Origin of the sequence: Dolichospermum planctonicum (genome assembly GCF_005402965.1) — a bacterium.
Taxonomy (GTDB): domain Bacteria; phylum Cyanobacteriota; class Cyanobacteriia; order Cyanobacteriales; family Nostocaceae; genus Dolichospermum; species Dolichospermum planctonicum.
In genome coordinates this window covers 60,839-72,249 of record NZ_BJCF01000022.1, presented here as the reverse complement: position 1 = coordinate 72,249, position 11,411 = coordinate 60,839, and the positions used below count along the sequence as shown (strand labels likewise).

Sequence of the window (11,411 nt, the reverse complement as noted above, 5' to 3'; positions counted from 1 at the left end):
CTCACAGACAACTGATAAACAACAATCCTGTAAATCCTTAAATCCTGGACATCCTGATTCTGACAAATAAAATGTGATTAACTCACAGACAACTGATAAACAACAATCCTGTAAATCCTCTAATCCTAATTCTGACCATGAATACCACCAAATACCCTAAACGCCTCATCGAAGTTGACCTACCCATTAAACGCATTTCCGCCCACGCAAGACGGGAGAAATCCATCAGACATGGGCATATTTCTACCTTACATATTTGGTGGTCGCGGAAACCTTTAGGAGTATGTCGGGCTGTAATGTGTGCGACTTTATGGCCTGACCCTGTTGATGAAAACTGTCCCCAATCTTTTCGGGATTTAGCTACAGAATATATTAATAATTTTGCGAAAAAAGCAGCAACAGATAAAGAATTATCTAAACATTGTTCTACAGAAGTTTGGAGTAAATGGCAAGTTTTAGCTAAACTAGAAAATCAATTAGATGGTAATAATATTCAACACTGGAATATATTAAGAAATAGCTTACTAGATTTTATTGCTGATTTTGCCAATTGGGATAACTCTACCCAAGCTGATTATTTAGAAACCAGTCGGAATTTAACTCAAGCAGCCCATGAAGCATTAGGAGGAATACCAGGAACAAAACCCTTAGTAGTTGACCCTTTTGCTGGTGGTGGTTCTATTCCCTTGGAAGCGTTGCGAGTGGGTGCGGATGCTTTTGCTTCTGATATTAACCCGGTGGCGGTGTTGTTAAATAAAGTGGTTTTAGAATATATTCCCAAATATGGGCAACAGTTAGCGGATGAAGTGCGAAAATGGGGACAATGGGTAAAGGAAGAAGCAGAAAAAGAGTTAGCCCAATTTTATCCAAAAGATGCTGATGGTAGTACCCCAATAGCTTATTTATGGGCGCGGACTATTATTTGTGAAGGTCCAGGATGTGGTGCGGAAGTGCCGTTAAGATCATCCTTGTGGTTGTGTAAAAAAAGTAATCGCAATATTGGTTTAAGGATAATTCCTCAACCGGAAGAAAAGCGGGTAGATTTTGAAATTATAGAAAAGCAAAAGAGTAAATGGGTAGTTAGTGATCACCCAGAAATAGAAGTAAAAAATCCTAGTTTTGATGGTACTGTCAAAAGAGGTTCTGCCACTTGTCCCTGTTGTGGTTATACTACTCCTGTGGCTTCGGTGAGAACACAATTTAAAGCCCGTCAAGGTGGGGCTAATGATGCGAGATTATACTGTGTGGTGACGACTAGAACAAGTCAACAAGGAAGGTTTTATCGGTTGCCTAATGCACAGGATTTAGAAGCTATTAAACAAGCAAGTATTGAGTTAGAAAAAAGGGTTAATGAACATACTGGAGATTTAAGTTTAATTCCTGATGAACCAGTACCTCCTCAAAGCAGAAGTTTTCGTTTAGAGTCTTACGGAATCAGTCAATTCGGAGAATTATTTACCCATCGTCAAAATTTAGCTTTAACTACTTTGGTGAAATTGGTTAAAGATGTGGGAGAAAAGTTAGCAGATAGTAAAAATAAGGGTTTAGCTGATGCTGTGCAAACTTGTTTAAGTTTAGCAATTGATAGACAAGCCAATACATTAACATCTTTATCACGTTGGCATACAACACGAGAAAACATTGAAGGACTTTTTGCAAGGCAAGCAATACCAATGGTTTGGGATATTGCCGAAGCTAACTCATTTTCTGGTGCTACAGGTGGTTTAGATGGTGCTTTGCAATGGGTTTTAGGTGTATGTGAAACTAATTGTACTACCGATAATGAAATAATAGGACAAACCCAACAGTCAAGTGCAACAAATCACCCATTACCCGATAATTTTATTCAAGCATTAATTACAGATCCTCCATATTATGACAGTATTGAATATTCTGATTTGTCCGACTTTTTCTATGTGTGGTTAAAACGGACACTGCCTAAAACTATTGGGATTCCTTTTAATGATGAATTAACCCCTAAAGAAGAAGAATGTATTGTAAATCCAACTCAGGGAAAAGATAAAGCCTATTTTGAGCGCCAAATGGGAAAAGCAATGGCGGAAGGATGTCGTATTTTATCCTCAGAAGGAATTGGGGTAATTGTTTTTGCCCATAAATCTACATCTGGCTGGGAAGCACAACTACAAGCAATGGTGGATGCAGGTTGGACAATAACAGGTTCATGGGCTATTGATACAGAAATGGGAACTAGAATGAACGCAATGGGTACAGCCGCCCTTGCCTCATCAGTCCACATAGTCTGCCGTCCCCGCGACTCTAACGAAATTGGCGACTGGCGCGACGTACTCCAAGAACTGCCCCAGCGTATCCATGAATGGATGCCCAGACTAGCATCAGAAGGCGTAGTCGGTGCAGATGCCATCTTTGCTTGCTTAGGACCGGCTTTAGAAATCTTCTCCCGCTACTCTAGCGTAGAAAAAGCCTCCGGCGAACTTGTCACCCTCAAAGAATACCTAGAATACGTTTGGGCGGCAGTTTCCAAAGAAGCATTGAGTATGATATTCTCTAACGCCGATACCACCAGCTTTGAAGAAGATGCCCGCCTCACTGCTATATGGTTATGGACACTTTCCACAGGTAGCATTGACAACAACGAAACCAACGAATCAGAAACCGACGACGAAGACGACGACGAAACCAGCAGCAAAACCACTAAAACCAGCGGTTACACCCTAGAATATGACGCAGCCCGGAAAATAGCCCAAGGACTAGGCGCACATTTAGAACAACTTACCCGCTTAGTAGAGGTCAAAGGCAGCACCGCCAGACTTTTACCTGTATCAGAACGTATCGAATATTTATTTGGCAAAGAAGAAGCCCAAACCCCCAGCAAAACCAAAGGTAAAAAAGGCAAAAAGAAAGAACCTGAACAACTCAACTTATTCGCAGTGTTAGGTATCACGGAAACAGAAGAAGATACAGACTGGGGTGAAAAAAACCTACCCCAACTAGGTAACACCACACTAGACTGTATTCACCAAAGTATGATTTTATTTGCTGCCGGACGTAGCGAAGCCCTAAAACGCTTTTTAGTAGATGAAGGAGCAGGAAAAGACCAACGCTTTTGGGGACTTGCTCAGGCATTATCGGCATTATATCCCACTGGTACAGAGGAAAAACGCTGGGTAGATGGGGTATTAGCCAGAAAGAAAGGACTAGGATTCTCATGATGCAAAATATCGCCTCCCAGTGGCAAGCTAGATTCTGGCAAACCCTACAAAAACCTGAAAATGCTGACCCGTTAAAACAAGCAGCTTTAAAAGGACAACTTGGTCAATGGACAACCGCTTTAACCACTACCGTTGTCTCAACTTCTACAGCAATGGGTTGGCATTCCTCCGCTAAAGGACATCCACTAGGCTTGTTTCCTGTATCTCCCAGTGAATACTTAGCTTTAGATGTCATGTCTTTTGCATCTGGTAATACAAGCTGGCGGTTTCCTATTGCGGTCATGGAATTAGAAAATAGTAAAGATATTAACCGCAGTGCCTACTCGCTTTGGAAAGTATTATGCGTGCGTGCAGATTTAAGAATAGTCTTTTGCTACCGTCGCAGTGCAGAAGAACGCGCTCACCTAATTAGTTTTTTACGCGATGAAGTGCTGCAAGCTATGAGTTTAACAGACAGAATGAAACTTGACGGTGAAACCATTATAGTAGTAGGTAGTCGAGATGATTCTGCTACCTTTCCCTACGGGTTTTTTAAATGGTGGCAGTTAGAAACAAATACTGGCAACTTTAGCATCCTATAATATAGGAATAGTCTTGGGATTTAATCTCAGAATAACGTAGTATATTGGGGTTAATCGTATTTAAACGCGAGATGAAATACCTAACTCCAGAACAAGTTTATAAGCAATTCGACTATCACCCCAAGACAACCGCTTGAGGGGGCTGACTTAGGGAAAAAATAGCCGAAGAACAAAATATTTATGAGCCAAATAGTAGCCAATGTGATTTAATAGAAGGTAGTGCAGTCTAGACTATGAAACTCAAAGTTAAAAATCAGTTAACCGTTACGAGAATCGCCATTTTAGGGACTAAAAAACTAAATACTTGGAAATCTAACGAACTTGATTTAATTGCTTTGCGTTTAGGACAACTACGCTCTGACTTGTGGAATGAGTTCGGCTCGTTAAAGGCTTGGGGTATTTCTAAATTTGAAATTGACAAACAGCTACGCACATCTAAAGACAAGTACCAATTACCTGCTAAGTTATGGGATTCAACCCTTTATGATGTAATTGATGATATCCATTTGGTTCAGGCTGCTTGCATCGAAAAAGTGATGAAATCCCTAGGTCAATCGTTCCAATCCTTCCAGTCCAAAAAAGGGGTTTTACAACTTACATTAGAAAGCCGTGAATGGTTGAATCATCCCAAACTTTGCACCTTGGTGAGAAAGTTTTGGTATCGAGGTCATACGAAAGTTGGCAACCAAATTATTCTTAGGGCTTTTGATACTAAATTAGATAATAAAGGTGTGGTGTGGCTGCGTTTCGGTGGACTCACAAAGGGTAAAAATCTGAAGTTGCCAACGACTTTACCGACAGAAGTAAAATGTCAGTTAAGGTTAATCAAGCGCAATGGTAGATGGGAAATACATTACACAACCGATATTCAAAAAGCCGAAAAAAAGACCGAAGGTAAAATAATTGGCTGTGACAGAGGTTATACAGAAGTTTATGCTACATCATCTAACGATGGTGCTAGATTTTTGGGTAATAATTTCGGTAAAATCCAAACAGAAGAAACTGATTACAGAACAGCGAAACAAGTTAAACGCAACAAAATCAAATCAGTTTTTGACAAGTCTATTGCCAAAGGGAACAGTGCCAAAGCTGATAGAATCAAACGGAATAACCTCGGTAAAATCAAGTGGAATAACCGAGAAACATCCTTTAAAGGTAGGATTCAAACAATAGTTTTTACAGCTACCCATGACTTGATGTTAAATGCAATCAAGGTAGCTTTTGAAGATTTGACAGAAGCAATAAAAAGCAAAAAGCCCTTGCGAAAACGCATGAAGAGAAATGTTTCTTCATGGTGCAAGGGGGTAGTTGCGGATGCTCTCAAACAAGTTTCAACCCGTGTAGGTTGCACGGTTGTTAGTGTAAATTGTGCGTATACGTCACAACTTGACTCCAGATTTGCTACCTTAACGGGTAGTAGAAATGGTGACAAGTTTACCGGACACGATGGGGTCGTAATGCACTCAGATACTAACGCTGCTGACAATATTCTAGCAAGAATGAGTGATGTTGAAATCACTCGATATATGAAACATTCCGATGTGAAGAAAATCTTGTTAGAAAGAAGTCAGAAGTTTCGGGATTCCTTGATTGAGACCGAAGCGATAACGGGCAAGGATAAGCCCCAGACTCTAGAACCTGAAGTCAGGTCAATCAGAGAGCCAACTATCAGCAATTGACACTGTTTGACCAAGGTTTAACTACGTTAGTTGTGTATCTCACTGCTAAACCCCTACAACATGATTATTTTTACAATCAATATTATTGGTGATTAAACCCTAAAACGTACTATAATAGTTAAGCTATAGTATGGTTAATTTATACAAGTACGTAGGTTGGGTTGAACACAGTGAAACCCAACATTGAAAATCTAAAGGAGAAAATAAATGTCTATCAGAGAACAACTAATCAATGAAATATCCCAAACACCTGATATATTAATCAGAGAAGTTTTAGACTTTCTACTGTTTATTAAATCCAGAGCAAATCAAGAGATAAAGGGTAAAAATAATTCTCATAATTCTGATTTTCCATCTTTGTTAAATTTTATAGATCAAATTAATTCTGAAACACCAACAGCAGATAATCTACAGCTACCAAGAGATTTATCAAAAAATCTAGATCAATGTAAACTTTCCGAATTTTTCCGTCAATCTCCCTTAGCTGAAGTAGCCGAAGAATTAGAAAAAGCATATCGAGAAGCATCAGCAGAAAATGACCCAACTTGGGAAATAACTATTGGGGATGGACTCACAGATGAAACGTGGTGAAATTTACTTTGCTAACCAATTTCTAAACAACGAATATCAGGAGATGCTATAGGTAATTTGAGTACAGAATTAATGGAATTAGTTAACGCGGCTATTAAATTATATTTGAATTTAGATTAAATTCTCTTTTCTTACACCCCACACTTTCACACTACCAAAATTATGGTTATTCCAGAACTTGAACAACAACTCCTGCAACTTTCCCCCAACGATAAACTTTACATAATTCAATTACTAGCACAAAGCCTAACTATGGAAAATAAAAATTACGCTCACACTCCGTACTCCCACACCCAGCACCCTAAAACTTATGACTAAAATCAACCTAAACTTACCCCCAGAAGTATTTTCCGCCCGTCGTCTTTCTCCAGATGACTTTGTACGTGATATGCGCCTAGCAGCCGCTATATATTGGTATCAAAAAGCGGAAATTTCCCAAGAAAAGGCCGCACAAATTGCCGATTTAAACCGCCGCGACTTTCTTGCAGCCCTAGCCCGTGAACAAGTGGATGTGTTTTCTGTAGATTTTGATGATTTAGAACAGGAATTAGCCCGTGACTGACAAATTGCCTAGTAAAGCCATTAAACCTGCAATTAACACCTCTCCTCTAATTTTTTTGACCAAAGGTGGTTTTCTCCATTTATTGCAGATAGTCAGCCCGGAAATCATTGTTCCTCAAGCAGTGTCCACTGAAATTCAGGCCTATGGAGAAACAGACATTACCGCATTTACTCTTGCTAAAACCTACTGGTTGGTAGTGAAAGAAACACCTTCTGTACCTGGCATCATTCAAACTTGGGATTTAGGGGCTGGTGAATCTGCGGTTTTAACTTGGGCTTATGTAAATCCTGGCACTGAGGTAATTATTGACGATTTAGCAGCCCGTCGTTGTGCAACAGCTTTAGGCATTCCCATCCGGGGAACTTTAGGTATAGTTCTTACAGCTAAACAACGAGGGATAATTCCATCTGCACGCCCAGTTTTAGAACAACTGCGCCTCCGTGGAATGTACTTATCTGACAAAGTGATAAATCAAGCATTGACATTAGTAGGGGAATAAACAATGGCAGTTATTAAACCTTGGTATAAAATTGATGGACTAACACCCCGCCAAGACCTCCGGGACTGTAAACCCTTAGATGCTGCGGAATTTGCAGTACATTTAGATCAAGTCAGAAATCAAAAAGCACCTGCTGACTATCAACAACCAGAAAGGTTTTTTGACCGTACTTATTTAACTAAATATTTAACTGAATTTTCCGCCCAAGTTGTGCGGCGTTTATCTGGTGAAAAAACAGAAACCTCTGCTATTTTTAATCTCTCGACTCAATTTGGTGGTGGTAAAACCCACGCTTTAACCTTACTCTATCATCTAGCTAAAGGTGGTGCTATTGCTAATAATTGGACTGGTGTACAAAAGATATTACAAAAAGCTGGTATTTCTTCCGTTCCAGAAGCAGCAGTAGCCGTGTTTGTCGGCACTGAATTTGATTCTATTCATGGCCGTGGTGGAGTTGATGGTATACCATTACGGAAAACACCCTGGGGAGAAATTGCTTATCAATTAGGTGGAGAAAATGCCTTAGCTATATTAGCAGAACATGAGCGAAGATTTACTGAACCTAAAGGCGATGTGATTAAACAATTTCTGCCCAAAGATAAACCCTGTTTAATATTAATGGATGAAATTATCAACTATGTGAGTACATATCGAAAAGATGGTTATCACAATAGTTTATATAATTTCATTCAAGCATTATCAGAAACCGCTAGAGGTTCAGATAATGTGGTGTTAGTAGTTTCCATTCCTGCTTCAGAAATGGAATACACTTCAGCTGATGAAGGGGATGAACAAAGATTTAAAAAAATGCTGGATCGGGTGGGTAAACCTATTATGATGTCAGCAGAAGCGGAAACTTCAGAAATTATTAGAAGAAGACTCTTTGAATGGGATACTGGGGCTGTAACTGCTGACGGTAGGATTATGTTACCAAAAGATGCGATCGCCACTTGCAATGAATACGCTGACTGGGTACTAGATAACCGCCAACAACTACCTAGTTGGTTTCCCCTGAATAATCCCCGTGAAGCCTTTTATGCTACCTATCCTTTTCATCCTTCAGTATTATCAGTATTTGAGCGCAAATGGCAAGTTTTACCCCGCTTCCAACGGACTAGGGGAGTATTGCGTTTATTAGCTTTGTGGGTGTCTCATGCCTATAAAGAAGGATATCAAGGCGCACACCGTGATCCTTTAATTACGTTAGGAACTGCACCACTAGATGACCCACAATTTCGCGTTGCTGTTTTTGGACAATTAGGCGAAAATAGATTAGAAGGTGCTGTCACAACGGATATTTGTGGTAAAAAGGATTCCCATGCAGTGCGTTTGGATGCGGAAGCTGATGAGCAAATTAAAAAAGCACGACTGCACCGTAAAGTTACAACTAGCATATTTTTTGAATCTAATGGTGGTATTTTACGGGCTGAATCTACTATCCCAGAAATTCGGTTAGCAGTGGCAGAACCATCTTTAGATATTGGCAATGTAGAAACAGTTTTAGAGACATTGGCTACAGATTGTTATTATTTGTCAATAGAAAAAAATAAATATCGTTTTAGTATATCACCTAATTTAAATAAGATTTTAGCGGATCGTCGTGCCAATGTCCAATCATCAAGAATTACAGAAAGAGTAAAAGCCGAAATTCAAACAGTTTTTACTTCTCATCCAGGAATACAATTAACTTATTTTCCAGAAAGTTCTGGGACGATTTCTAATCGTCCTGTTTTAACTTTAGCTATATTAGCACCAGAACATTCTCTACAAGATAATCAGACTTTAAAAAAGATGGAGTCTATGACTAAAGAATGTGGTACATCAGACAGAACATTTAAAAGTGCCATAATTTGGGCTGTTGCTGATACTGATACCAGGTTAAGAGAGGAAGCGAGAAAAGTTTTAGCATGGGAAGATATTAACGATGAGGAAAAAGAAAGATTAGATGAAAACCAAAAACGTCAGTTAGAGGAAAATTTGAGAAAATGTGAATCTAATTTAAAAGAAAGCGTCTGGAATGCTTATAAATTTGTGGCTTTATTAGGGAAAGATAACAAAATCCGTGTAAATGATTTGGGTCAAGTAAACTCTACTCAATCTAAATCTACTACATTAGTAGGTTTAATTATTAATCGTTTACGTCAAAGTGATGACGTTATTGATAGTATTAACCCGCGCTTTTTAAGTAGAAATTGGCCACCTGCATTTACAGAGTGGAGTACCAAAGCTGTCCGCGATGCTTTTTTTGCATCTCCACTGTTTCCCAGACTGTTAAATAGTGATGTGAATAGTCAGTCCGTCAAAGATGCTATATCTCGCGGTGTCAAGGAGGGAACTTTAGCTTATGTTGGTAAAAGTAATAATGGTTATGAACCTTTTTATTTTCAATGTGATTTTTCTGTGAAAGATGTAGAAATTTCTGAGGATATGTTTATCATTACTAAAGAAACAGCAGAAGCTTATCAAACAGCTTTAGCTGCAAGTGTTTCTATTCCCCAAAAGCCATCAACACCACCAGAAACTGGGGAAACTACTACTAACAACCCAGATAATAATAAAAGTGGTTTTACAGCGGTTCCAAATACTCTAGGAGAGAAACCTACGCCCTCTGATAGTCATAGGAAAAAATCACAAGATGAACCAGAACCAAAAGATGAACCTGAGATGATAACCCCAGTTGTATTACCAAAAATATTAAAGTGGAGTGGTGTAATTACACCGCAAAAATGGATGAATTTTTACACGAAAGTTGTATCTAAATTTGCAACCACCAAAGATTTGAAATTAACATTAAAAGTGGAGGTTTTAGTAGAGGGAGAAATAGCTACCCCAAAGATTGAGGAAACTAAAGTTGCACTGGCTGAATTAGGACTAAATAATGATGTTAAGACTGATATAGATGACAATCACTAAAATGCAAATTTTACTGGCTCTCTTAGACTTCGTTTGATAAATTAATACTAAATAACACCTAAAACCCCTGATATACTTAGACCATAAAATTAACAAAGCACAATGTCCAGAAATCATGTTTGATTATGTCGCGTGGGTTAGTCAAACCCTTATCAAACACTAATCTCAATTCATCCCAATTGAGGATTTTCCTTTGTTCGTTTCCTGCTACTTTCATGGTAGATTCCGTCCTTAACTTTTAAGGATAACACCAGTCTACAGGAAATCAACAAAAACTAAAATATGAAAATAAAGCATCCCATTAATTTTCACAAAGGTCTAACATTTGCTATCGTATTAGGATTAATGGTTTTATACCACAATTTTACTATTGGAGCTTGGGTTTATCTTTCCCTTCACGGTACTTATGGTTTTCTTTGGTTAATAAAAGATAGCATATTTCCAGATAAGCAATGGGAGCAGGAAATTCCCACTTCTCAAGGAATTATTAACTTTTTTATACTTTGTTTGTACTGGGTAGCGCCATTTATTCTCATTAGTAGTGGTACTGTTCCACCTTTACCATTAGTAGCTGCTGCTATTGCTTTGAATATCACTGGGGTATTTTTACATTTTGCTAGTGATGCCCAAAAATACTATACTCTTAAGCATAAAACTGGATTAATTACAGAAGGTTTTTTTGCTAAATGTCGTAATCCTAATTACTTGGGAGAAGTGTTGATTTATCTGGCTTTTTCTATATTAACTCAACATTGGCTACCTTTCTTGATTCAGGGGTTATTCATAGCCATGATCTTTGTTCCCAATATGCTGAAAAAAGATAAATCTTTATCTCGATATCCTGAGTTTGCGGAATACAAAGAAAACTCTGGTTTGTTCTTCCCTAAGTTATTTAATTCTAGAATTTCTCAGGAAGAAGAAACTACAGCATAATGTAAATGATTTTGCTTGCTAGTAAACACACAATCAGATAACTTAAGATTTGTCAAAGCAAAGATTATGAACTACAAAGCTATCATTTTATCAACAATTTTGGGAATTTCTACACCTGCAATTATTGATATGGCCATTCCTAATCAAGCTATGGCTGTGAAAAAGTTTGATTATCCAGCGGGTGAATTTACGGATAAAGATTGGACTGTGACTTTAGGTTTTACAAATAATTCTTATTACTATTATGGCGAAAACCGTAAAAGTAATTCTAATATCAGTTTATCTGGTGCTGTCGCTTCTGGAACTAAACAACGTCAAATATACACTTGGAATAATAATGGTACAAAATATCAAGTAATTTGGAAACCAAGTGATCCCAAATTTATTCGTGTTCAGGTAATTGATTCCCAAGGTAAAATCATCTTAAATCGTTTACTTCAATCTGTGAAAAAGTAGAGTTTT

Annotated in this window: 10 protein-coding genes; all 10 read left to right on the top strand. The window is 38.3% G+C overall.

Annotated features, from left to right (window positions below):
* Nucleotides 1-137: 137 nt before the first annotated feature.
* The gene (locus tag FFO06_RS11435; RefSeq protein ID WP_137908148.1) at nucleotides 138-3,191 is read left to right on the top strand and encodes a DUF1156 domain-containing protein; all 3,054 of its coding nucleotides are present in this window, start codon (nucleotides 138-140) and stop codon (nucleotides 3,189-3,191) included.
* Nucleotides 3,188-3,772 carry a hypothetical protein gene (locus FFO06_RS11430; protein ID WP_137908147.1) on the top strand — a complete coding sequence of 195 codons (585 nt, stop codon included), beginning with the start codon at nucleotides 3,188-3,190 and terminating at the stop codon, nucleotides 3,770-3,772. Before FFO06_RS11435 ends, FFO06_RS11430 begins: the two co-directional genes overlap by 4 nt.
* Nucleotides 3,773-4,005: 233 nt before the next feature.
* Nucleotides 4,006-5,451: an addiction module component gene (locus FFO06_RS11425; RefSeq protein WP_137908146.1), complete on the top strand. Its 1,446-nt coding sequence runs from the start codon at nucleotides 4,006-4,008 to the stop codon at nucleotides 5,449-5,451.
* Between the two features lie 207 nt (nucleotides 5,452-5,658).
* Nucleotides 5,659-6,042 (top strand): hypothetical protein, encoded by a 384-nt coding sequence (locus FFO06_RS21955; RefSeq protein WP_236097131.1) that lies wholly within the window; start codon nucleotides 5,659-5,661, stop codon nucleotides 6,040-6,042.
* Nucleotides 6,043-6,204: 162 nt separating this feature from the next.
* Entirely contained in the window at nucleotides 6,205-6,360 is a 156-nt protein-coding gene (locus FFO06_RS21180) for a hypothetical protein (protein ID WP_162501193.1), read from the top strand.
* Nucleotides 6,353-6,604 carry a UPF0175 family protein gene (locus tag FFO06_RS11415; protein ID WP_137908145.1) on the top strand — a complete coding sequence of 84 codons (252 nt, stop codon included), beginning with the start codon at nucleotides 6,353-6,355 and terminating at the stop codon, nucleotides 6,602-6,604. The genes FFO06_RS21180 and FFO06_RS11415 overlap by 8 nt, the downstream gene beginning before the upstream one ends.
* Nucleotides 6,597-7,103, top strand: coding sequence for a PIN domain-containing protein (locus FFO06_RS11410; protein ID WP_236097130.1), 507 nt, complete (start codon nucleotides 6,597-6,599; stop codon nucleotides 7,101-7,103). The genes FFO06_RS11415 and FFO06_RS11410 overlap by 8 nt, the downstream gene beginning before the upstream one ends.
* 3 nt (nucleotides 7,104-7,106) lie before the next feature.
* Nucleotides 7,107-10,016 carry an ATP-binding protein gene (locus FFO06_RS11405; protein WP_137908144.1) on the top strand — a complete coding sequence of 970 codons (2,910 nt, stop codon included), beginning with the start codon at nucleotides 7,107-7,109 and terminating at the stop codon, nucleotides 10,014-10,016.
* Nucleotides 10,017-10,298: 282 nt separating this feature from the next.
* Nucleotides 10,299-10,949 carry a methyltransferase family protein gene (locus FFO06_RS11400; protein ID WP_137908143.1) on the top strand — a complete coding sequence of 217 codons (651 nt, stop codon included), beginning with the start codon at nucleotides 10,299-10,301 and terminating at the stop codon, nucleotides 10,947-10,949.
* Between the two features lie 66 nt (nucleotides 10,950-11,015).
* On the top strand, nucleotides 11,016-11,405 hold the full coding sequence (locus FFO06_RS11395; RefSeq protein WP_137908142.1) for a hypothetical protein: 390 nt from the start codon (nucleotides 11,016-11,018) through the stop codon (nucleotides 11,403-11,405).
* Nucleotides 11,406-11,411: the final 6 nt, after the last annotated feature.